The sequence below is a fragment of the Paenibacillus sp. SORGH_AS_0306 genome (genome assembly GCF_030819345.1).
GTDB classification, from domain to species: domain Bacteria; phylum Bacillota; class Bacilli; order Paenibacillales; family Paenibacillaceae; genus Saccharibacillus; species Saccharibacillus kyungheensis.
On sequence record NZ_JAUTBP010000001.1, the window covers coordinates 3,556,803 to 3,581,725 of the forward strand.

21 protein-coding genes are annotated in these 24,923 nt (G+C 38.5%); 3 read left to right on the forward strand and 18 right to left on the reverse strand.

Translation table 11 applies throughout. The annotated features are described in order from the left end of the window. The gene (locus QE450_RS15620; protein ID WP_273613569.1) at positions 1–567 is read left to right on the forward strand and encodes a YtxH domain-containing protein; all 567 of its coding nucleotides are present in this window, start codon (positions 1–3) and stop codon (positions 565–567) included. Positions 568–685: 118 nt separating this feature from the next. Beyond that, complete coding sequence (locus QE450_RS15625) at positions 686–1,057, forward strand: DUF5665 domain-containing protein (RefSeq protein ID WP_274171893.1); 372 nt, start codon at positions 686–688, stop codon at positions 1,055–1,057. 229 nt (positions 1,058–1,286) lie between these two features. Here QE450_RS15625 and QE450_RS15630 read toward each other — a convergent pair whose 3' ends face one another. From QE450_RS15630 to QE450_RS15675, 10 genes are all read right to left on the reverse strand, one after another. After that, positions 1,287–2,063 (reverse strand): sigma-70 family RNA polymerase sigma factor, encoded by a 777-nt coding sequence (locus QE450_RS15630; RefSeq protein ID WP_069325602.1) that lies wholly within the window; start codon positions 2,061–2,063, stop codon positions 1,287–1,289. Next, positions 2,060–2,512: an anti-sigma B factor RsbW gene (gene rsbW / locus QE450_RS15635; protein ID WP_204827123.1), complete on the reverse strand. Its 453-nt coding sequence runs from the start codon at positions 2,510–2,512 to the stop codon at positions 2,060–2,062. Before rsbW ends, QE450_RS15630 begins: the two co-directional genes overlap by 4 nt. Positions 2,513–2,530: 18 nt before the next feature. Continuing rightward, complete coding sequence (locus QE450_RS15640; protein WP_069325604.1) at positions 2,531–2,869, reverse strand: STAS domain-containing protein; 339 nt, start codon at positions 2,867–2,869, stop codon at positions 2,531–2,533. Between the two features lie 213 nt (positions 2,870–3,082). Continuing rightward, on the reverse strand, positions 3,083–4,753 hold the full coding sequence (locus tag QE450_RS15645) for a response regulator (protein WP_273613571.1): 1,671 nt from the start codon (positions 4,751–4,753) through the stop codon (positions 3,083–3,085). Positions 4,754–4,771: 18 nt separating this feature from the next. Continuing rightward, positions 4,772–5,605 carry a CheR family methyltransferase gene (locus QE450_RS15650; RefSeq protein ID WP_273616357.1) on the reverse strand — a complete coding sequence of 278 codons (834 nt, stop codon included), beginning with the start codon at positions 5,603–5,605 and terminating at the stop codon, positions 4,772–4,774. 164 nt (positions 5,606–5,769) lie between these two features. Next, complete coding sequence (locus QE450_RS15655) at positions 5,770–9,477, reverse strand: response regulator (RefSeq protein WP_307300416.1); 3,708 nt, start codon at positions 9,475–9,477, stop codon at positions 5,770–5,772. Beyond that, positions 9,474–10,643 (reverse strand): PP2C family protein-serine/threonine phosphatase, encoded by a 1,170-nt coding sequence (locus QE450_RS15660; RefSeq protein WP_274172869.1) that lies wholly within the window; start codon positions 10,641–10,643, stop codon positions 9,474–9,476. Before QE450_RS15660 ends, QE450_RS15655 begins: the two co-directional genes overlap by 4 nt. A 200-nt stretch (positions 10,644–10,843) precedes the next feature. Next, positions 10,844–11,188: a YflT domain-containing protein gene (locus tag QE450_RS15665; RefSeq protein WP_273616358.1), complete on the reverse strand. Its 345-nt coding sequence runs from the start codon at positions 11,186–11,188 to the stop codon at positions 10,844–10,846. 84 nt (positions 11,189–11,272) lie between these two features. Then, complete coding sequence (locus QE450_RS15670; RefSeq protein ID WP_273613574.1) at positions 11,273–11,851, reverse strand: hypothetical protein; 579 nt, start codon at positions 11,849–11,851, stop codon at positions 11,273–11,275. 96 nt (positions 11,852–11,947) lie between these two features. After that, positions 11,948–12,457, reverse strand: coding sequence for a DUF948 domain-containing protein (locus tag QE450_RS15675; protein WP_273613575.1), 510 nt, complete (start codon positions 12,455–12,457; stop codon positions 11,948–11,950). A gap of 333 nt (positions 12,458–12,790) precedes the next feature. On the opposite strand from QE450_RS15675, the gene QE450_RS15680 reads away from it, so the two are divergent. Continuing rightward, positions 12,791–12,955, forward strand: a complete 165-nt coding sequence (locus QE450_RS15680) for a DUF1328 domain-containing protein (protein WP_083243274.1) — start codon at positions 12,791–12,793, stop codon at positions 12,953–12,955. Positions 12,956–13,050: 95 nt separating this feature from the next. Here QE450_RS15680 and QE450_RS15685 read toward each other — a convergent pair whose 3' ends face one another. The 8 genes from QE450_RS15685 to QE450_RS15720 form a co-directional block, all read right to left on the reverse strand. Beyond that, complete coding sequence (locus QE450_RS15685) at positions 13,051–13,647, reverse strand: hypothetical protein (RefSeq protein WP_307300423.1); 597 nt, start codon at positions 13,645–13,647, stop codon at positions 13,051–13,053. 34 nt (positions 13,648–13,681) lie between these two features. After that, positions 13,682–14,557: a cation diffusion facilitator family transporter gene (locus QE450_RS15690; RefSeq protein ID WP_273613577.1), complete on the reverse strand. Its 876-nt coding sequence runs from the start codon at positions 14,555–14,557 to the stop codon at positions 13,682–13,684. A 348-nt stretch (positions 14,558–14,905) separates the two neighbouring features. Next, on the reverse strand, positions 14,906–16,531 hold the full coding sequence (locus tag QE450_RS15695) for an ABC-F family ATP-binding cassette domain-containing protein (protein WP_204827114.1): 1,626 nt from the start codon (positions 16,529–16,531) through the stop codon (positions 14,906–14,908). A gap of 323 nt (positions 16,532–16,854) precedes the next feature. After that, positions 16,855–17,859, reverse strand: a complete 1,005-nt coding sequence (locus tag QE450_RS15700; RefSeq protein WP_273613578.1) for an MBL fold metallo-hydrolase — start codon at positions 17,857–17,859, stop codon at positions 16,855–16,857. A gap of 127 nt (positions 17,860–17,986) precedes the next feature. Then, positions 17,987–18,763: an ABC transporter ATP-binding protein gene (locus QE450_RS15705; RefSeq protein ID WP_307300430.1), complete on the reverse strand. Its 777-nt coding sequence runs from the start codon at positions 18,761–18,763 to the stop codon at positions 17,987–17,989. Further along, positions 18,753–19,817 carry a FecCD family ABC transporter permease gene (locus QE450_RS15710; RefSeq protein ID WP_307300433.1) on the reverse strand — a complete coding sequence of 355 codons (1,065 nt, stop codon included), beginning with the start codon at positions 19,815–19,817 and terminating at the stop codon, positions 18,753–18,755. Before QE450_RS15710 ends, QE450_RS15705 begins: the two co-directional genes overlap by 11 nt. A 24-nt stretch (positions 19,818–19,841) precedes the next feature. Continuing rightward, the gene (isdE, locus tag QE450_RS15715; protein ID WP_307300436.1) at positions 19,842–20,738 is read right to left on the reverse strand and encodes a heme ABC transporter substrate-binding protein IsdE; all 897 of its coding nucleotides are present in this window, start codon (positions 20,736–20,738) and stop codon (positions 19,842–19,844) included. A gap of 96 nt (positions 20,739–20,834) precedes the next feature. Beyond that, complete coding sequence (locus QE450_RS15720; protein WP_307300438.1) at positions 20,835–24,845, reverse strand: NEAT domain-containing protein; 4,011 nt, start codon at positions 24,843–24,845, stop codon at positions 20,835–20,837. Between the last annotated feature and the right edge of the window lie 78 nt (positions 24,846–24,923).

Genomic DNA, 24,923 nt, shown 5'->3' on the forward strand with positions numbered 1-24,923 from the left:
ATGAATGAAGTCGAAAAACAGTACCCAGTCCAAACAAGTTCTACATTTGTAAAAGGTGTATTTATCGGAGGATTGTTGGGAGCAGCAGCAGCATTGTTGTTCGCACCAAAACCAGGTCGTGAACTACGCGGCGATATTTCTGAAAAATTTGTAGAAGCTTCTGATAAAACGAAAGAAGTTGCAGGTAATGTAACTGATCGTACGAAAGAGATTGCTACTACTGTAGCGGATCAAACTTCTCAAGTAGCTGGTCTAGTAAGCGATTCTGCTGTTTCTTTAGCTCAAACGGTATCTACTAAAGCTAAAGATGTAGCTAGATCTATTACTGAAAACAAAGAAACAGTAAGTAACTCTTTGGCTGATGCTGCTCAAAGCGTAGCTAAAGACGTTAAAGAAGCTTCTGATAATGTAAGCAAAGATGTAAAAGATGCTTCTAACGACGTTGCTAAAGACGTAAAAAGCGCTTCTAACGATGTAGCTAAAGAAGCTCAAAATAAAAGCAATGAAGTGAAAAAAGAAGTGAATTCTACAACGGGTAGCAACAACACAAGTTTCCCTACACGTTAATAGGTATTCACCAATAGCCGGCTCATTGCAGTCGGCTATTTTTATGTCCGGTTCATAGAACATCTGAAATATATACTTAATTGATCTTATTATTTATACGAAAGCGAGGGAATATCCGATGGCTCATGACACCAAAGACAAGGAAGTATCACCACGGTCTCCAGAACTCGTCAAACCTCCTAGTGAAATTGGAGAGCATCCTTTTGAATTACGCCATGAAGTAAAACGACTCAATGAACGTCTAGATCAGATTGCAGAAGCGTTAGATAAAGCAGAGATTCAGGACATTATTGAAAACTATAGTAGTGTCAAACGCAGACTGGTTGTTAACTTTATTGCAGGTGCAGCACGTGGTCTAGGGCTATCTTTAGGAACGATTGTAGTTCTAGGTATCTTGGGTTTTATTTTAAGTCAGTTAGTAGATATGCCTCTGATCGGGGAATATATCGCCCAACTTCTAGATTATGTGAAAGCTTCACAAGGTAGATAAGACGATATAATTTTCTATCAAAGTCAAAAAACCTCTATGTTCAATATATCCCCTACATAGTATAGGGATTGAATATAGAGGTTTTTTGATGTATTTAGCTATGTATACTTACAAAAAATGCGCTTTTACTATTCCATTGTTCGGAACAATAAAGCGCATTTTAACAATCTTCTATTTTCCAAAGTATCCTAGCATCATTGCTGCACTTCGTGGCATGTATAAAATGCATTTAGCCTGAAGTGGAAGCATTTGACATGATCTGCTTCAACTTTTCAGTTGCCCGTTTTTGGATACGGGATACACTCATCTGAGATACACCAAGCTTTTGAGCAATCGCGCGTTGAGATTGACCTTCCTGGAAAGCCAATAACAATACTTTTTGTTCTTGCTCTTTCAATTGACTAAGCGCTTGTTGTAAATCCATACGTTTCTCGACAGAATCGTAATCATTCACATCTGCACTAATCAATTCACCTAGTGTAGCCGCACTCTCCTCTTGTGAAAGTGGAGAATCCAAAGATACATAGTGATAGCATTCACGTCCAGCTAGAACTTCAATTGTTTCTTCTTCAGATAGATCTAGAAAATGAGCAATCTCACGCACATGGGGCGATCGTTCCAATTTCATGGTCAATTCATCGATAGCTTGTTGTACTAATGCTCCCTTTTCTTTAATACGACGGGGAACCTGTATGTACCAAGATTTATCGCGCAAGAAATTTTTCATATGCCCGATCATACTCTTCATCGCATATGGTTCGAAAGGAATCCCAAGTGAGATATCGTATTGCTGCAACAAACGGATTAATGCCATCTGACCTACTTGGTACAAATCTTCGTACAAGTCCGGTCGGTTACGGGCAATTTTACCCGAAGCCATTTTGACCATAGGCTCGTACTTTTTGATCAGTACTGTAGCGATGTCATTATCTTTTGTTTGTTGATACTCCCAGATCATACTGATTGCCTCGTCCATAGACTCGGGGGGAGTTAATCTTTCACTCATACAGTTTCCTCGCTTAGAGCAAGGTTTTTAGATAATACTACACGAGTACCTTGACCAGCAGAATTTTCGATACTCACATTGTCCATCAATGCTTGCATCAAATAAAAACCTAATCCACCGATTTGTACATCGTTTAGGTCTTTATCATGAAGTGTATTGTTCTGTCCCATATCCTTTACTGATTCGAAGCTCTCCCCTTCATCTTCGACAATAATGGATAATGTTTCTTCACCAACTTCAAAAGTCACTTCCACATGTCCTCCCTCTTGTCCGTACGCATACAACACAGAGTTATTACAAGCTTCAGAGACAGCTACTTTCATATCTTCAATATCTTCATAAGAAAAGCCCATTTTAGAAGCAATTCCATACAAATTTAGTCTTACAACGTCCACAAATTCTGCCGTCGCAGGCAAATTAAGAACTACTTTTTGAGTATCAGCATTCATTCGATGTTCGATCCTTTCCTATTGGGAATTCTCCTGAGGGACAAAAAACTTAGCAATACCAGTCATTTCAAATAACTTTTGAATCTGTGGAGGAACTTCTTCAACAGTAAAGCTGGCATTCATACCGTGCCGTGCTTTTAGAATCGAAAGTAGAATACCAATACCAGTACTGTCAATATATTTCAGGTCTTTCATATTGATAATTAAATCTTGTTCTGCTTCCCCAACAAGCGGTTCCATAACAAGACGGAATTCCGGAGCAACCGATAAATCCATTTCCCCACTTAAAAATACGGTGCATGCTCTTTCATCCATTTCAGTTACAACATTAAATTTCTCATTTTTATTAGTAGTCATAGACATTCTCCCCTGAACAATGGTTTCTTTACTAATAACCCAACTGCAAAACTTCTGAAACATCCAAAATATAACATAAAAAATAGAGCAATAAAACTACTTTAATTCATTGTCTCAACAAATGTATAAATAAGAAAATAATTCTATCTCTTGTAAGTATACGCTCACTACAGGACATAAACATTATTTTCTTATCAGCGAATCTTATTTTATTTAAAAGACTGTTTTTTTGGTTTCATAATTATGAGGATTGGCAGAGTAATGTTCAAGCATATTTTTAACACTCATTAATTTGACAGGCTTGCTAATATAATCATCCATGCCTGCTGCAAAACAGCGTCCTTTGATGCCTTCCATAACATCAGCAGTCATTGCAATAATAATAGGATTCTCGTCTTTTTGGAGACTTCGAATCATTCTTGTTGCTTCAAGGCCATCAATATTAGGCATTTGAACATCCATAAAAATATAATCGTATTGATGAACGGAAGCCATTCGAATCGCTTCTTCTCCATCATCTGCCATATCCGGATTGTATCCTAGACGATTAAGCATACTTACCATTAATTTCTGATTGATAGGGTGATCATCTACAACAAGAATATTAGGAGCCGATGAATGTCTATTCGACCATAGATGCTCTGCACGCTCTTCTAACAATCCAAGCGTGGGATCCTCCATAACATATTCGCCTGTACAAATCGTAAATACAAATACAGCACCTGAGCCTTCATGAAGCGGTGTATTCTCTAATCGAATATCGCCATCCATCATTTGAACCAAGTTTTTGCAAATAGCTAAGCCAAGACCTGTACCACCATACTTTCTTGTCATCGAAGAATCAAGCTGTGAAAACGGTTGGAATAATTGTTCACGTTTCTCTTCAGCGATGCCAATTCCAGTATCTTTCACTCTAAATTCAAGTTCTAACCGATCTGCTAGTTTATCTTTGATCATGACTTCTAGATAAACTCCGCCTTCATCTGTAAATTTAATAGCATTCGCTGTTAAATTGATCAATACCTGGCGCAAGCGAGCCATATCTCCATACAGATAAGCTGGTACATCTTCTGTTACAGAATACATTAACTCTAGATTTTTTTTGCCAGCATCGACAGAGAACAGACTGAATACTTCTGAAATACAAGCTTCCAGTGAGAAAGGATGTTCTTCCAATTCCATTTTACCGGATTCCATTTTAGTAAAATCAAGAATATCGTTAATCACCATAACCAATGTATCTGCACTGCTTCGAATAATCGAAGCATATTCTTTTTGTTCTTCTTGAAGTTCAGTATCCATCAATAGATCAATCATGCCGATTACACCATTCATCGGTGTACGAATCTCATGACTCATCATTGCCAAAAATTCTGTTTTTGCTTTGGCTGCGATTTCTGCTGCTTCTTTGGCTATCGTTAATTCCTGATTGATTTTTTCCAATTCCAATGTTTTTTGTTGCAATAACATCGATTGCGTTTTATGACGTTTATTGGTCAAATACATACTTACAAATCCTTCAATTTTGGACTTGAGGATCTGTGGAATAAATGGTTTGACCATATAATCAATCGCACCCGCAGAGTAACCTGCGAATAAGTGCTCAGATTCTTTGCTATTTGCAGATATAAAAATGATCGGAATTTCTTTTGTTTTTTCACGCGCTTTGATTAGTTTGGCCGTTTCAATCCCGTCCATCCCTGGCATCTGTACATCGAGTACAATTACAGCAAATTCATCTTTTAGCAAACAGCGTAATGCTTCTTCACCGGATGTTGCTTTAACCAGATTATAACGTTCACTCTCAAGAACGGCTTCCAGAGCGAGCAAGTTTTCAGGTCGATCATCTACTAATAAGATATGAATCGGTTCATGAAACCTCATGGAATCCCCCTACAATCTCTAATTAATTTTGCGATATACTTTCTCTACGCGATCCAATAATTCATAACTATCACTGTATTCTGTAAATTGCATCGATTCTTTGGAGCCCAGTACTAATATGCCAAAACGACTCAAGCTCTCATTAAACAATCCGTGAACTTGATCACGTAATTCATCATTAAAATAAATCATAACATTGCGGCAAAGAATAACGTTAAATTCGTTAAATGAACGATCTGTTGCTAGATTATGCTCAGCAAAGATCATATTTTTTCGTAAAAATGGTTGAAAGATTACAGAACTATATTTCGCTGTATAATATTCAGAAAACGAACGCTTCCCGCCCGCTTCTAGATAATTTTTAGTGTAAAGTTGCATACGTTCTATTCCAAATACACCTTCACGCGCTTGTTGCAAAGAACGGTTATTCATATCCGTCGCATAAATTCTTGCTTTATCTAACAAACCCTCTTCATGCAATAAGATTGCCATTGAATAGACTTCTTCTCCTGTAGAACATCCAGCATGCCAGATCCGAATATAAGGATACGTCCGTAATAAAGGAACGACTTTCTCACGAAACATACGAAAAAGAGAAGGGTCACGAAACATTTCAGTGACCGGTATCGATAAATTCTGTACTAAGCGTTCAAAACAAGCACGATCATGCAGTACTTTTTCTTGAAGTGCTGAGATAGATTTAAGATTCTCTGCATGTACATGATGCCAGATCCGTCTGGTTAAAGAAGCTCTGGCATAATTGCGAAAATCGTAACCATATAGACGATGAACTCCATCCATAAGCAAATCAACTTCGATATTTTCGCGTTCTGCCAGATTATTGACAATCATTTCATCCGCTTGGGGCGGTTCGGATTTGATTGGTAATTGGTCACGTTCTGTCTGTGTCATTATATTCAGCCCCGATTCAATATTTCTTGTATATTTTTCAAGTGTAAAATGTCTGTGAAAGATATAAAACTTCAGTATTACTATCCATTACCCAAATTATTCACTTACGAATACAACCATACACGCATTAATGATAAAAGTTGGTCCGTTTGAATCGGTTTTTTCACATAATCGGAAGCACCGGCTTCAATACATTTCGCTCGATCATCTTTCATCGCTTTCGCGGTCAGTGCAATAATTGGTAATTTCTCATAAGCTGGAATTTGGCGAATAATACGCATCGCTTCGTATCCATCCATTTCTGGCATCATCATATCCATCAATACCAGATCAAAATCATCCTGCTGTAAAAGTTCTATCGCTTCCCGTCCATTTTCAGCAAATGTAACATCCATACGATATCCTTCTAGCACACTCGATAAAGCAAATACGTTACGTACATCATCATCGACTAACAAAATGCGTTTGCCTTCAAACAATGTTTCTTTATTATGCAGCTTTTGTAAAATACGACGCTTATCTTCTGGTAAATCAGCTTCAACACGATGTAAGAACAACGTAGTCTCATCCAACAAACGCTCTGGAGATTTCACATCTTTAATAATAATAGACTCTGCATATTTGCGTAATTGTGTTTCTTCTTTATTATCGAGTTCTTTACCTGTATAAATAATAATCGGTAGATCACTCAATTGTTGATCATCACGAATACGATCTAATAATTCGAAGCCTGTCATATCTGTAAGCATTAGATCCAGTACCATACAATCATAACGCTTGCTTCGTAGTTCATTAAGAGCTTCTACGCCTGTAGATACAGCAGTGATCGCAACATCATCATGTCCTATCAATTCAATAATCGATTTACGTTGATTTTCATCATCTTCGACAATCAATAATTGTTTGAGGCTTTGATCTGTATAAGATTCCAAATGAGAGAATGCTTGTTCAAGCGATTCTTTGCTTGATGGCTTTTTGAGATAGGCAATCGCTCCCATCATTAATCCTTGCTTCACATCATCGACGACAGAGATCACATGAACAGGAATATGACGTGTATGAGCATTACTTTTCAGTTCACTCAAGATCGACCAACCATCCATAATAGGTAGCTGAATATCAAGAATAATCGCATCCGGGATATACGTTTTGGCCATATGCATACCTGTATCACCTTGCATAGCGACTAAAGCTTTAAATCCACGACCACGAGCCATTTCTAATAAGATTTTAGCAAAATTCACATCATCTTCGATAATCAAAATAACTTTATCGTTTTTACTCAAACGATCTCGATCATCTGCTAATGGTTGTGGAATAATCATTTGTTCTTCATTCATACTATTTTTGTTAGGTGTTAATGAACCTGGTGAATTGCGAAGCAATTGCTCTGTAAAGTCAGCTGGCGTATATACATCACGATTCGCTGTATTTGTGTCCGATTCTTCTGCTTGTGTTACCTGTTCATCGGTCAGTGCATCTTGTCTTGGCAAATAAAGCGTAAAGGCACTGCCTTTATTTTCTTCCGATTCCAGTCCGATTCCCCCACCAAGTAGACGGGATAATTCACGACTGATCGATAATCCTAATCCTGTACCACCGTACTTACGACTGGTTGTACCATCTACCTGTTGGAAAGCTTCAAAAATAATATCTTGTTTATCTGCTGGAATACCAATACCACTGTCTTTTACTGTAATAGCTATATAATCATGCTTGCGATTCAGATAAGAAGGTACTTGTTCCGCAGCAGGAATTTTAATATTGACATCAATATGACCTTTATCTGTAAATTTGAACGCATTCGATAACATATTACGCAACACTTGCTTCACTCGATGATCGTCTGTCACTACAGCTTCTGGAACGTTATCATCAATATTGATATTTAGATCTATTCCTTTTTGGATAGCCACCGGAGCAAAGTTCATATTTACAAATGTTTCGATCGCTTTCATCGGTACAGCCTCTAGATTAATATCCATTTTACCTGCATCTACTTTGGATAAGTCTAAAATTTCATCAATCATTTTCAGTAGATCTGCTCCGGACATATAGATCGTGCTTGCATACTCTACCTGTTTCTCGGTCAGATTACCGCCTTTGTTCTCTGTAAGCAATTGAGAAAGAATCAATAAACTGTTTAGCGGAGTACGTAATTCATGAGACATATTAGCAAGGAATTCTGATTTGTATTTACTGCTTATTGATAATTGTTGTGCTTGTTGTTCCAACCGGTGACGACTTTGTTCGATCTCTTGATTCTGCTCTTCCACTTGTTGCACTTGTTCTTGCAATTCACGTGTCTTCGCAATTAATTCCGTGTTGAAATGTTCCAACTCTTCTTGTTGACGTTGTAACAAATCTTCAGAACGCTTCAACTCTTCTGTTTGTTCTTCCAGATTTTCGTTGGTGCGTTTTAGTTCTTCTTGTTGCATTTGCAATTCTTCAGACTGACTTTGCAATTCTTCCGTCATCGCTTGCGATTCACGCAATAACTCTTCGATATGCAATCGACGATTAATATTATTCAAAATCACGCCTAAATTATGGCATAACAGCGCAAGTAATTGTTTTTGTAACTCTGTAAATGTGCCTAAAGAAGCTAATTCAATAACACCTAACAATTCATCATCAAATAAAATCGGGTAGATCATAATACTTTGAGGTGGGTTCTGCCCTGTTGCTGAATGAACAGAAACATAATTATCAGGTACATGATCCAACATGATAGGGTGTTGATCAGAAGCACATTGTCCTGCAAGACCTTCTCCCAACATCAAAGTAGGCTTCGCTTGTAATGTACCTTCCCCTGCATAAGACGCTTGCAAAGCAAGTTCATTAGGGTTGTTAATCTTACGTACATAAAGTGCACCAAAATGTGCGCCCAATGTCGGAGAAAATTCATTGATAAATGTCTGTGCACTCTGCTCTAATGTGCTAACGCCACGTAATAACTCTGTAATGCGTGCACTGTTCGAGTTGAGCCATGATTGATCTTGTTGTGCTTTTTGATAACGATGCTCTGCTTCTCGTTGCTGTTCCAGATCGGTTGCCATCTCTTGAAACACACGAGCTACATCGCCGATCTCGTCTTTGGATTGTACTTTAATTCGGCTGATCGCCCGTAAGCGCCCTTCCGAAAAACCGTTGATCATTAAGGAAACTGTCCCCAGCCCTTTACTAATACTTGGAATAATCCATAACATAATCAGTAGACTCAACAAAATGCCACCTAACATGACAAAGGTGGTTGTCTGAATAGAGTTCTGATATGCTTGATTCGCATTTTTTATTTCTTGATCGATTGCAAGGTCTTGATAATCTGCTAATGCGTTCGCTAAAGCACCCAAATTATTCTGAGCAGCTAGCCCTGTGCCGGTACGATAATTGTTAGCTTGAGCAATCTGATTATCTTCTAATAGATTCAATACTTGATCACCATAAGCATCAAAGTCTGTCCAAGCATCGGCAACTTCATTAACCATTTGCTTTTCTTCTAACGTTTGAGCACTCTTTTGTAATAAATCTACATTTTTTTGAGCATCATCACTTAACTTCTGTACAGTAGCACGACTTTCGGATACCGATTCTGATGAAGCGCTTAGCAATTGATTCGCTAATGCTTTGGCAATACTATTCATATCCCCACGCAAGCTTGTAGAATATCTTACTTTTAAATACCGATCTTGATACACTTTATCTAACTGTGCATTCATGTAATTCATTCGATCATAACTGATAAAAGCCAGCGTCATCATTGTCAAAATGATAACGCTGAATCCTATAACCAGCTTCGTTCTAATTTTCATCCAAGCTCCGCCCCTTCAGCCAAAGAAATCCATACTAAGCATTTATCATCATCACGTTCTTGTGAAGATATCTCGTCAAAAAATACTTTTTCAATCTGTTGTTTATTGATGTGATGACTGGATTTCAATTCATTGATCAAGAATTCTAATTGTACATCTTGATCACCTTCAACCATTTCCAGCAAACCATCGGTATAAAGGACAAGGTGAGCAGCGCCTTCATATGAAAAGCTTTTCGGTTCTGCTTCAATACGATCAAATAATCCAACCGGGAATGTAGTGGTGGATAATTTGGTAATCTCCCCATCGTCATGGAAAAATAGTCCTGGTGGATGACCCGCATTTACATAATCTACCCGTTTGTATTTGGTATCGACAACCAGATAAATAGCGGTAAAGTAGTATTGCACCAGTTGATTTTCGATATGCAATTGATTAAAGCGTCGATTCAGCTCCTGGATTACTTTTTCTGGTTCTACATAAGTCGTTACTGTATCTTTCAATACAGAAGCGATAAACATACAGAATAAAGAAGAAGAAATACCATGTCCCATCATATCTAACAAAATAACTCCATATCGTCCTTCGCCTAACGGATACCACGCATACAGATCTCCTGCTAGTTCAAATGAAGGCTTATAAAGTGCTTCAATTTGAATATTGGTTTCTTGAATAGGTACACTTAATACAGCATGCTGTACCTGACTTGCTAATTTCAATTCATCTTGAATATGTTGATCACGCTCTTTGTGCCAATCTTTTTCATGTTTTAAGCGTAACGCAAGGCGAATTCTTGCTAACAGTTCCACTTTGTTAATCGGTTTGGTCACATAATCGACTGCGCCTGCATCCAAAGCTTCAGCTAACTTTTTAGAATCCCCGACAGCGGTAACCATAATAATCGGAATATCACGTAGTTCATCATGTTGTTGTACTATCCGACAAGCTTCAATTCCATCCATTTCCGGCATCATCATATCTAGCAATACCAGATCTACTTTGTTCATCTTCGGTACATTAACTACACCTGAATCTTCAATCCCTAAATATCCAAACATTTCGCGTGCAGAAGAAGAAGTCGTTATATTTGTATATTTTTCTCGCTTAAGAATTTCACGAATAATAATCACATTAGTAGGGTTATCATCAACTATTAATATATGCATAATTTCTCCTTGTCGCCTTATTTCAGCTTTTTTAGACGTATACTGATTGATATTCATTACTAAATGCAGTTTCTATTATAGATCAAATACCTCTTTTGTCCAAAAAGAAGCTGTATCAAAACTCGTCAAAAAACCTTCAATTCTACTAAAAAGTAAAATTGAAGGTAGACGATTCACTGTTATATTTTGATACAACTTCTTTATGATTTACGATTGGCAATAACAAGTACTTTGCCCAAATCGAGTTCACTTTCATAGAAATCAGCCTCTTCTTTCGTAAAGCCCATAGATGTAATTTTGGAGCGCAATTCGTCTCCCCGTGAACGGAAAAAGTTAGCTACAGAATCGAACATTCCTTCTTCTTTCACGCCAACTTCTTTGGCATTAGCTGTTTCTGCAATTTTTTCAGTACGGTCTTTTTGATGTGCAAGTACATAAATCTCTTCAACGCTATATCCTGTATTACGCAGGTTTTTAGCTTCTTCGACTGCTTGTACACCATTTTCGACTACTTTAGCATAAGCTTTGGAATCTGTTGAACTCATCATTCTCCACTCTCCTCTATATACTTATGATTGAATAGTATTAACCTTACTTATCATGGAATGAAACATTTAAATGATAGGCTGTTATTCTGAAGTTGCATCAAATATGTCTACGCTACGAATAGCGCCTGTGCTGGAATCATAAAACACTTTTAGAGCAGATATACCATTGGTATAACCTTCTCCATCTTCTGCTGAAAAATCAGGAGTACCTAGTTCTTGTCTGATCTCGGCTTTGTCTATCGTTAATGTCCGACCATCTAGTGTAAATCTGCCTGCTTGTTTAGGCACACTAATATAGGTAATCCATTGATCTTGAAAACCAACACTTACATCTTTGTATTGATATTCTTGATCTCCTAACTCGTTGGTCACAATATTCATCGGTTTCCCTTTGATCCGTAGAACATCTTCTCTGGTATCTGCCAAAGAAATTCCATTCAAACGGCTATATTGTTCATCATAAACAGAGTCAGTCGTTGAATACACCGCAGTCGAAGCTGTTAACTTAGGTGTCGCTACTTCAGTATAAGATACTGGTGTTGCTTCATAATCAGCAGTTTGTACAGCTGTAACAGCTTGTACTGGAGTAGCAGCGGATACTTGAGCAGAACCGGAGTAAGGGGACAATATGCCAGCAAGTAACATCATGAAAGTAATCATCGTCTCACCCTTTCTTACGGTATAAACTCTCAATACAATATACGTTGTTATCGGTTATACCTTTGGTTAATGATCTTAAAAATGTACAAATTCCTTTTATTTACGATATCTTTGCCATACTGTAGCCGCTGTATCTACCCATTTCATCCAGTTGGTAGCTTTACTGTGGCTATATGTAGCTGAGTACGATTGCAATGTACGTTGTTGAGGTGTAGAAGCAGTCGCTTGATTGCTTACGCCTGTTTTTGTAGAAGCAACCGGTTTTGGTTTACTTTCACCAATATGTTTTACTTTTTCAATAACGCGTGTCGACAAATCTTTAGAAGACAATGTTACTTCGTTTAAGATTTCGCCCAAGTTTTTTACAGTTTCCATTAAAGGATCAACCTGTTTTAGTTTGTGTTCAACATCCACTGTAATATCGTTCACGTTACGGATCGTTTGTTTCACTTCATACGTTAACTCTTCGATCGTTTTTTGTACGTCTACCAAAGTAGAAGATACATTGTCTAAAGATTTTGCTGCGGATTGAAGCACTTTAATTAGGAAAATAACAAGTGCTACAAATGCTAATGCGATAACGGCTACACTAATCTCAATAATCATGGCATTCCCTCTCTTTTCTTCACAATATGATTTGGTGTTACTACATTTCTCTAGTAGAAAATGTATCTGTCAACATTTCAAGATGTTACTCAATAACTACCCTTCAGTTTTGTCACCGAAACATGATGGCGTTATGAGCATCAAGATACGCTTGCTTAAACAATGTAAATTGTTTCAAGCTAAACTTTGTCGGTTAAGATACAACTACCAACGACATCATAACATTGAGTCATCGTAGATTACACATACATATCTACTCAATAGAAGTCGTTTTACGATTATTTCAATCGTTATTTAATTATACTTAATATTGAAAAGGAATGGTGATTACTTATGTTGAAATGGTCTGTTATCCTACTAATCATTGCATTAGTAGCTGGTATCTTCGGATTCTTCGGAATTGTTGAAGCTGCTGCTTCTATTGCTAAAGTATTATTCTTTATCTTCTTAGTATTGTTCGTGATCAGCTTGTTTACAGGCAGAAAACGTAGTTTCTAACAAAGCACTAATCGGTTAGAAATGACTATAATACACCAAAAAACGCTTATCTCTTCAAGAGATAAGCGTTTTTGTTATGTAAGTACCCGTTATCATTATCGCAATAACAATCGGGGTAGACTCATCAAATTGAGCTTGAATGATACTTGAATATGATCTTGTTCAAATTCCATCTGGCTTACATTTGCTATAGCAGGGAAATATTTAGTTAACGATATTCGAATAGGAGAAATCAGTGCCCCTTGCACATTTCCATGACGAACATGAGTCGCTTGATGATCCAAAATCAAAAAATTATCTTCTCGTCTAATATGAAAATCAAGTATTGCTCCAAAAGGAACACCAAAATATGTTCCTGTTAGATCAGCTTTGACCGTATCGTGATCCAGAGTAAATTGCGCTCCGTTCATTTTCAGACCGACCGGAAATTCATTTTCACGATCTATCAATTCCTTTTTGGCTAATTGATTAAATTCATCTTGAGAAATAGTCGTCTGTAACTTTTTGGTCTCGATCATTGCTAAAATTTTGGATGTTGTATCTACATCTGTATAGTTCAGATTAAGCTGGCGTTCAGGCGCTGCTACCCAATATAATGTAGCTGCTCCTGCAATCCCCATTACCAAAATGATGCTGATTATCCAAATGATCCACAAACGAATACGCCGAGTGGTAGAACGTGTACCGGACATGTAAGCTGCCCCTTTATACAATATAATGTAGTGTTTATTTGATCGTTTTTGGTTCTACATGTACATGAACATATCGGATATTATGAACTAATTCCATTTTGGCTTCAATCTCATCCGTAATATCATGACTTTCGATAATCGTTAAATCCGGCTGTACCTCGATCACTACATCCAACAACGTCTGACTTCCATTCACACGAGCTTTGATATCTTTGATATGCTCAACTCCATCAATCGATTCGATTGTTTGACGCAGTCCAGGTAATTCTTTTTCGTCAAATCCATCGGTTAAGCGATGCATTGATTCACTTAGAATTTCCCATGCGGTTTTGCAAATAATTAGTCCGACGGCAAGAGCAGCTACAATATCTAACCACGGCATACCAAATTGAGAACCGATAATCCCTACTGCTGCTCCTATACTTACCATCGCATCAGATAGATTGTCTTTAGCCGCCGCTTTGAGCGCTTGACTGCCCGTTTGTCTTGAAAGCTTAATATTATAGCGATATACGAAATACATCACTACAGCGCATAGTACAGCTACACCTGCTGTCCATAAAGCCGGAGATTCTTCCCGTCCTGCGAACAGAGATTGTACACCATCTACGAGCACCTGTATGCCTACCATCGCCATAATAAAAGAAGCAATTAATGCGGCAACTGTCTCTGCGCGGAAATGTCCATACGCATGATCAGAATCAGGCGGTTTTCTCGAAATTTTCAACCCGATCAGCACAGCTAATGAAGCTACAATATCTGTTAAGTTGTTAAGCCCATCGGCTTTGAGTGCACTTGATAAAAAAAGATAACCAATAACTAATTTGAAAGCAGACAATACAAGATAGCTAATAATGCTAACCCATGCTCCGCGTTCCCCTGCCTTAATATTTTGATATACATCAACCATTTTGTTCCCCCTGCTATAAATTAAGCATTCAAAAATGCTGAGATTATCTTTTTTAAATATCCTCTGTACATATACGTCTGTAGAGCTTGTTTATCTTATCAAACGAATACATAGTGGGTCTAGAGAAACGTTTTAGGTTAGGTCAAACGTTGTGAGACCAAGCAAATGTTGTATGACAGATGAAATCTTGTAACGACTATACAACATTTTTGCCCATAGGAAAAATGAGCCGAATTTTTCTATGTAGATCGCTATCTTCTACACAAAAAATCCTTCTCTGAGCGCAAATAAAAAACGGCTCTCCGTAAAGAGCCGCTGTTTCACTCTAATCTTATCCTTTTGCTATCCTTATACTTGTACAGGGTACATCCGTTCACGCATTTCTTTAACTTCTTTGTTTTCCAAGTATTCATCATAGCTCATCATACGATCGATCAGACCTGTTGGTGTGATTTCGATAATACGGTTTGCAATCGTTTGGATAAACTGATGGTCATGAGACGTTAGAATAATCGTACCATCAAAATCAGTCAAACCGTTATTTAGTGCTGTGATAGATTCCAAGTCCAAGTGATTGGTAGGTTCATCTAGTAGCAATACGTTACCGCCCATCAACATCATACGGGACAACATACAACGTACTTTTTCTCCTCCAGATAGAACGTTCGCTTTTTTAAGCGCTTCGTCACCAGAGAACAACATACGTCCTAAGAACCCACGTAGGAATGATTCGTCTGGATCTTTGGAATACTGACGTAACCAGTCTACTAATGTATCTTCTACGCCATCAAAGTAAGCCGAGTTATCATTCGGGAAATAAGCTTGAGACGTGGTAATTCCCCATTGGAATGTACCTGCATCCGGTTCAATCTCACCCATCAACAATTGGAATAACGTTGTTTTTGGTAATCCATTTGGACCAACCAAAGCAATTTTATCACCTTTGTTGACTGTGAATGTTAAGTTGTCGATTACTTTTTCGCCATCGATAGATTTCGTCAAACCATCTACTAACAATAACTGTTTACCTGCTTCGCGTTCACCTTTGAAGTTGATAAATGGATATTTACGGTTCGAAGGACGAATATCATCAAGCGTAATTTTGTCGAGCATTTTTTTACGAGAAGTCGCTTGTTTGGACTTGGACTTGTTCGCACTAAAACGCAAGATAAAGGCTTGTAGTTCTTTGACTTTGTCTTCTTTTTTCTTATTCTGTTCACGACCCAATTGTAGAGCAAGTTGACTGGATTCGTACCAGAAATCATAGTTACCCACATACATTTGGATTTTACCAAAGTCGATATCGGCAATATGCGTACATACGGTATTCAAGAAGTGACGATCATGGCTGACTACGATAACTGTACCATCATAATCGGCTAAGAAATTTTCTAACCAGTGAATCGAATCGATATCCAAATGGTTGGTAGGCTCATCCAGTAACAGGATATTCGGATGACCGAACAATGCTTGCGCCAGCAATACGCGAACTTTCTCGTTACCGCCAAGCTCTTTCATTAATTTGGATTGCATATCGGTTTTGATATCCAGACCGTTTAGCATTTCTGCTGCTTCGGATTCTGCTTCCCAACCGTTCATTTCAGCGAATTCAGCTTCCAATTCGCCTGCACGCATACCATCTTCATCTGTAAAATCAGCTTTGGCATACAATGCATCTTTTTCTTTCATAATATCGTACAGACGCTTGTGACCCATCATAACAGTCTCTAGCACCGGAAATTCATCATATTCAGATTGGTTCTGTTTCAAAATAGCTAAACGTTCGCCCGGTGTAATATGGACTTCACCTTGGTTAGGCTCGATTTCACCAGAAAGAATTTTTAAAAATGTAGATTTACCTGCACCATTCGCACCGATTAGACCATAGCAGTTACCCGGTGTGAACTTGATATTAACATCTTCAAAAAGCGCGCGCTTACCATAGCGAAGCGTGACACCTGTTGTATTGATCATGTATTCATTACCATCCTTATCGTTAGTGAAGTATTTGTTGTAGACGTGTTGACCTCTATGAAAATAAGCATCGCTGTTTTCATAAAATTGCCGATGGCAATAGTATACCACACAACACCATCTAATCGAACAGCAGTATTGAGGAAACTGGAAAAAATGTGCTGGAATATTTGAAGTGAGTTGCTCAGTTAAAATATCACTTGATATATCACGATCATCCAGCAAAGCAAAAAACCGTTTAACTTCAACTCAGTTAAACGGCGAAATATGCAATATTTATTGCTATCTTATCAATACATGTATTCTTTCTACATCTTATCTGTTTATAGCTTAGACTGAGCATTACCATGCACAATTAAAGTCTCACCATGAGCTAATACACGAATACGTTCTTCAGCGATCTCCAGACGTTGTCGTTCGGCTTCTAATCGATCTAATGCTTCGCGGGCAGTATCGTCAGCGAGACGGAATGTACCGTAATGCATCGGTATCATCGTCTCAGCTTGTACATCGCAAAAAGCACGAATTGCTTCTTCTGGTGTCGTATGTTGAGAACTCATAAACCATTCAGGTTCATAGGCTCCTATCGGCATCAATGTAATATGAATCTTGTAGCGTTTACCAATTTCAGTGAACCCCGGGAAATAACCGCTATCTCCAGCAAAATAGATCGTTGGCGGCACTTTCTCTTCAATAGAATGATGAGTAGGATGTTCCGCCTGCTCTGAACTCACAGGATGGTGCACAGGTTCTATAATATACCCGCCCCAGTGTGATGTATTGGTATCTAACAATGTACGCCGACTCCAGTGCTGAGTGGGTACAAACGTAATATTGATCTCGCCTACTTTAAACGTTTCCCACCACTGCATTTCATGACAACGTGCAAATCCTTTACGTTTCATTTTGGCTTTGAGCCCTTGTGGAACGATAATCAGTGTAGAACTACGGTAAAGCTGACGAATCGAACTAATATGCATATGATCGTAATGAGCATGAGAAAGTAAAATAATATCGATTGGAGGAACATCTACAATCGGAATTCCGGGCTGTCCTATTCTTTTTTGAAAGCCCATTCGACTTGCCCATACAGGATCAGTAACGATATTCAATCCTTCGTATTGTATAAAAAAGGTAGAATGCCCTACCCATGTAATCGAAGCATCTTCACGATTATGATGTAAATAATCCATCTCAGGTGGATGATTAGGCACTACATAGGAATAGTCTTTATTTTTGAGTCGTCGTTCTTCACGCCATTGCCGTAGTTGTTTGAGGGTCTTATCGGTACTGACATTATCCATATTGTTATAGCGAATCTTCGGCATGTGCTACTCACTCTCCTCAGTGCTTTTCTTTTTCCACTATTACCCTATTTTCAAAAAAGCGTATCAAGCTACACTTCGTCAAGCCTAGATCCAATAGACAAAAAAGCACTACTTACAAGCGATCCTATTACTGCCCTATCCCTATTGGAATTAGATGCAGACCTGCTTCAAGATCGCGTCTAACAAGCACTTCAACTCCATAAATATCACGAATAAGATCGGTAGTGATCATATCTGTCGGCAATCCACTGGCGACAATCGAACCTGCTTTCATTGCAATCAGATGATGGCTGTATCGAATCGCTTGATTAATATCATGTAATACCATCACAATCGTCAGTTGATGTTGTTCATTGAGATCATGAATCAATTCCATAATTTCTAATTGATAATACATATCTAAATAGGTGGTTGGTTCATCGAGAAAAAGAATCGGTGTTCGCTGTGCAAGTGCCATAGCAATCCAGACCCGTTGCTGTTCGCCACCAGATAATTGATCAAGTGTACTGAACCTTTTACTTTGTAAATTCGTACAGTCTAGCGCCCACTCGATCGCTTGTTCATCTTCTTCTTGAGAACTGCTAAATAATGTACGGTGTGGTAATCGACCGAAGCTAACTAGCTTTTCGATTGTAAGATCTGCCGGTGCTTCATTTTGCTGATGCACTACAGCTAATTTGCGTGCTAATTCTTTCGGTTTGTACTGAGCTATTTGCTTGCCATCCAGTATCACTTGCCCGAGACGGGGTACAGCATTGTTCGACATCACATGCAGTAATGTAGACTTGCCACATCCATTAGGCCCAATAATAGTAGTGATTTTACCCTGTTGAATCTGAGCATTCACTTGATGTAGTCGATCAATACGTCGATCATACGAAAAAGTAATATCGTTAACGTCCATAGATACGGTCACTCCTTGTAATGAGGAAAATCAGAAAAGGGCCGCCAATGACCGCCATAATAATCGAAGCCGGAATTTCATTAGGAGCCAGTACGGTTCGACCTAGTGTATCTGCTAGTAGTAATAATAAGGCTCCTGCTACTGCTGAAAAAGGAATCAACCATTTATGATCTGATCCTACCAGTTGCCTTGCAATATGAGGAATCAATAATCCAATAAACACAATCACTCCGGCAATAGCTGTTGCTGTTGCCGCCAAAATAACAGCAATCACTGAAATGATAAGCCGTGCACGAGTCACATGCAGACCTAAGTTTTTGGCTGTTTTTTCTTGTAACGCTAGAAAGTTACACCATGAGTAAACAAGCATTGCTAGAATCAGCCCGAGTCCACCATACAGCAAAATAATCTCAACATCGACCCACTTTTTCATCGCTAATGTAGAGGTCGTCACCTGATTAATACTGGTGACTGCATAACTTCCCCGATAATTAAATGATTGCCCGAGCCCTGAAAAGATCGCATTAACCGCTACACCGATCAATATTAAGCGAATCGGATGCAGTCCAGATTTCCATGAAAATCCATACACCATTAGACATGCCAGCGCACCGCCAAAAAACGAAAACAAAGGCATCCAGAAATATAACGTTGGAAATACAGTCACAGCAATCAAAGACACCAAAGCCGCTCCAGAAGATATTCCGATCACACCAGAATCGGCTAACGGATTCTTCATCACAGCTTGTAGCAACACCCCTGCTACTGCCAATGCCGCTCCTGCCATCATCGCTACAATAATGCGAGGCAGACGCAAATCTCGGACTACATTGACCTGATTATCAGTACCTGTCCATAGACCTTGTACTAATTGCCATGCCCCTACTTTAAGACTACCGGTCATTGCTGAAAATAAAACAACCCCGATCAGTAGTAAACACACGACAATAAAGCTCCATAGTCGTTTGCGGTTTTGACGAGAATACACAGGTTGGTGAGATACATTATATTCAGTTTCTTGTTGCGCATATTCAGTAGATGGTTTAGTTATCATTAATAACATCCTTCATATGATCGATTAGGAGGAAGGGTACATCATTTTCAATAATTCATCAAAAGCTTGCGGAGCAGAAAGACTTGCAGTCGTGCCAAACAACGGTTCAGGCAGATCATACACTTGCCCTGTTTTGACTGCATTAAAATGCTTCCAGATATCATTACTTTTGAAATCTTCGTCAAACATCTTCACGACTTCTTCTGGCATACCATGAGCAGCACGCAAAATAATGTCTGGATTAGACTTTTGCAAATATTCAGTATTTGAAGCTAAATATTCTACACTTTCTCCTTGTACAATATTGGTTCCGCCTGCAATTTTGACTAGATCGCCAATATATGAATGTTCCGTAGCTACTAAATAACTGCCCGGTACGCCGAGAAGGATTAATACTTTAGGTGATTTTTTGCCTGCGGTTGCCTTTTTTACTGCGGCTACTTTGGCATCTAGCTGACCTGTAATTTCTTTAGCTTTAGCTACGCGATCAAATTTGGTTCCCATTTTCAAAATTTCATTTTCCATTTTTTGCAGACTTTCAAAATTTAAAAATTCAGCATTCATATTTAAATCTTTAAATTTGGGTTCAAGATCATATTGAAGCGTAGTTACAGACAATACATCTGTCGGTTGTAAAGATAATACTTTTTCCATATCAGGGCTCATCGGGTTACCGACATCTGGAATATCTTTATATTGTTCAGGTAATGTTTTGGTACTGGTTGGTTTACCGACTAAAGGAAGATCTAACGCAGACATAATTTCGGTAATGGCTACAGTGGTAGCGACAATTCGTGCAGATGAAGCTGAATCGGTTGCAGATGGATTAGCGGATGTAGATTGTTCTGCTCTAGCACCTGTTGAACACCCGGCTAATACAAGAACAATGACCAACAACCATGCTGTATATTTTACATTCACTGATTTCCCCTCTTTCTATCGATTGTCCCTTACATGCCTACAAGTCCTGGCACAATCGCACCAAGACTCAAAGACATGATCATTAGATTGATCGAGTTACTGCTCTTTTTTGCTTGCTAGATCAAACTGGAATTGTACGGTGTACCAGTGATCATAAGCGACACCGCCGATAACTAATCCAGGCACAATCACATGGGTGTATGCACTGATTTTTTGAGATAAATCACCTACTTCAAATTGCACTACACGCTGATCACCTGATGTTGAGATCACTTCAACATCTTGCAAAGTACCGTTTTGCTTCACTTGCAATACCGGCATCCAGCTACTTTTATCCAGTGTAATTTGAGCAAATGTTTTACCGTCTTTTTCGATTAAGGTTGCTTTTTTGTTTACATATTCATTCATCACTGATAGTTCTTTACTTTGATCTTTGTATACTTTATAAGCAATCGTGTATTTTTGTTCTGTTGTAGCTTGTGGTTCTGTTACTTCTGTTGTCGGATGGCTTGGTGTTGATACTGTTGGTTGTGTGTCTTGAGCAGGCGCTGTTACTGTTTCTTCGATTCCATTTGCTTTGAGTGTATTGCGATCAAATATAATTTGTCCGCCCATTTTCTCATTGTTCATATAACGATCTGGAATAGACACTTGACTGAAAATACTTAGCTTTTGATCCAGATTAGGCACTTCAAATGTAATCGTACGAGCGTTGTCTGTTGCTGTATTTGCCACAATCGTTGGATCGGTATATTTCCCTGCGAAATCAGTCTGGAATGTAGGTACAGCCTGACTATTTTTGATCGTAATCGTGGCATAGACTTTGCCATTTTTCGCTGTCAGTTGAGCCGTCTGATCTACATAATCAGCCAGTACAGAATCTTGTTCACTACCATTTTGTAAAATGCGATATTGAGCGGTGTACTCACCATCTTCGATGGTATTGGTTCCTTTTTCTAGTGTTGTGGTCGTCTCGGTTGTATCTTTGGTGACTTTGGCAGTATCAAATTTAAATTCAAAATCATAAACTGTCTCGTTCTTATTGTCACTATCTGTCGGAGTACTCGCTATACTCACTCCACTGCTTGTGACTAATTGCGCCGCAATATTCTTTTTAAAATCAGCTACACTGAAACGTACTGTTTTGGTGTTGGCTTGCTCATCGGTTGCTGTTACTTCTGCGTCTGTATAAACTCCATTATTGCTAACACGTAATGCTTTTACTTCTTTGGCATCTTGAAGAGTTAGGATCACATACCGTTGATCTCCTTCAACCATGAATTGAGCAGGTTCATCTTTAGATAGAAAACGTTGCACAGGAGACACTGCATCTGAAGATGAATTAGGTACAAGAACCTGGAAAGGCATTTTGTACTTACCATTGCTCAATTTATCGTAATCCAATGGAATAACTGGCGTAGATGTGGTGGATGCTTTTGGTTCTTCATAAGGTCCCAGCGGGCCAAATTTGAAATCAACATTGTACGTATGATCATAGACACCTAAACCTGCAACTTCACCTTCTGGAATAAAAATATGTGTATTAACAACGATCGTCTCTGACAAGTCTTTCACTGCAAATTGAACTACACGTTGATTACCACTTGCCGAAATAACTTGCGCATCACTTCCGCCTACTTTAAATGTTTTGATCCAATCGCTTTCTTTTAAAGTGATTTGCACATATAGCTTACCTGAACGTTTGATGACTGTTGCTGGATGTAATACATATCCATTCATCACCGATTCTTCTTTTTCTTTAAATTTATAAGCTACAAAGTTAGCACTATATTTCCCGTCTGCCACTTCACCCGGATTCGTAGGTACTGTTGGTGTAGTTGGCTCTTCTGGCGTAGTAGGAATCACTGTCATATTATCTAGATCGAATTGAAGACGAATAGCATAATCAGCTTCATATACAGAGCCTGCATATGATGTTTTGATATGCACTTGAGCATTTAGTGGACGGCTCGGATCAGTCACAGGGAATGTAACGATTCTTGTGTTGTTGACCTTATCTTCGCTAACGATTTGAGTATCTGTAAGTGTGCCTTTTTGCTCTGTTTTAAAAGCCGTAATTACTGAACTATCTTTAATCACTTTTAGCGTAGCTTGATAGTTACCATCGACTGCGGTCAATGTCACTTTGGAATCGAAATAACTACCCATTGTCGATACCGCATCTGATGTTGATTTTAACGTAGACATTGGAATACTATACGTTCCATTGTCCAGTGCTACAGGTGTGGGCACTGTTGGTGTTGTCGGTTCTGGCAATTGAGTACTGTCGAATTTGAATTGAACCGTATAGTAATGATCATAATCAGGTGTAACTTCAGGTGGAACCACTACATGTGTATAAGCATTTAAAACAGGATTCGTTTTGGATAAATGGTCTGCTTCAAATTGAATGACTCTCGTATTTTTTGCTACATCCGTCGAAATAATAGTCACATCGGTATAATTTTTCCCACCGTTGCCGTCGACTTGTAATGACTTGATCCAAGCACTATTTTTAAGTGTAAGTTGGATATACTTTTTCTCATCTTTAATAATGAATGTAGCTGGTTTTTCTACATAGTCATCCATGACTGATATTTCGCTACTATTGTTTTTGAATACTTGATAATTAATTGGAGTCGTTTGATCTGGAACAGGCAGGACTACCGGGCCAATACTGTTTGTATCCCATTTAAAACGAATTGGATAATCGGCTTCATACACCGAACCTGCATATGCTGTTTTGATATGCACTTGGGCTTTGACTATCGATTCTAAATTAGCGATTGGGAATGTAACGACTCGTGTGTTCGCTGTAGAGTCTGTACCGACAATACTCGTTTCAGTTAATTTTCCATTGTATTCTGTTTGGAAAGAAGTAATCACTGAACTATCTTTGACAATATTCATAATGACTTGGTACTTACCATCTTTAGCTACTAGTGTTGCGGGATTACCAAAATAGGCAGCCATTGACGAAGGATCATCTGTTTTCTCTTTTAATGTCGCAACCTTGAGGCTATACTGCCCATCGGGTAACGATAATGGAATCGAAGCTTTGTCAAAATTAAATTGAACCGTATACCATTGATCATAAGCTCCCATATTTGGAATCGTACCTGCTGGCATTACAACATGCACTTTGGCATTGATAACCGGATTCGTTTGGGATAATGAATCTGCTTCAAACTGTACCAAACGTGTATTGGCTGTTTCATTTGCAGAGATCAATCCTACATCCGTATAGGTTCCATCTTTATCGATATCTGTCTGTAATGCTTTGATCCAACTGCTCTGATTTAATGTCAGTTGAATATACTTTTTGGTTCCATTGGTGATTAATTTAGCTGGCTTTTGCAAATAGCTATCCATCATCGATGTTTCATTTGTTCCATCTTTTAATACTGTATATGCAATAGAAGTTTCCGTTCCTGTCGCAGGTTCAACTGGAATAACAGGCGGTGTTTTGTCTATAACTTTCAAAGTGGAAGGATCAAGTGTTAACCGTTCATTATAAGAAGATCCGTTAAATGTATAAGCAATATTGATTTCTTTGGACATATCATATACATCAAAAGCAACTGTCCCTTTAGTCGTACTTCCATCATCTAAAGTTACTTTGGCATCTTGAGTCTGATCGTTCTCAGTAGCTTTGAATTGGGTAAATAAATAGGCATTTTCGCTTGCAAATAAGAAATGATATTGACCATCTTTGATAATCATTTGTCCTGGAGTCTTCGCATTGGAAGGATATTTAAATATATTAGAAGCAACTACTTTTCCAGAAGCATTCGTGCGCGTCACCTGGTAAGCAATAGTGTATTCACCGTCTGCATAAGTGTCATATGTAGCGGTAGTGACTGAATTTTGACTCGATTGTACTGTAAATAATGGCTTTTCTGTAGCAGGGGTTGTTGCCGGACTTGTTGCTTCAGACGTTGTGCCCGAAGAAGAATACGTATCGTCAGTTACACTTGATCCTGAAGCACTGCTTGATGAAAGGCTTGTCTCTTCTGCAAAAACAGCCGATAACGTCGGAGATACCAACGATAACATCATCAAAAATACAGTACATACGATCAAATAAGTTCTAAATTGCCTTTTCAAAGTTCATAATCCCCCTGTTAATAAAATAGACTTCTCTAGAACATAAAGCTCCAGAGAAGTACGTTGTATTTTGGAATA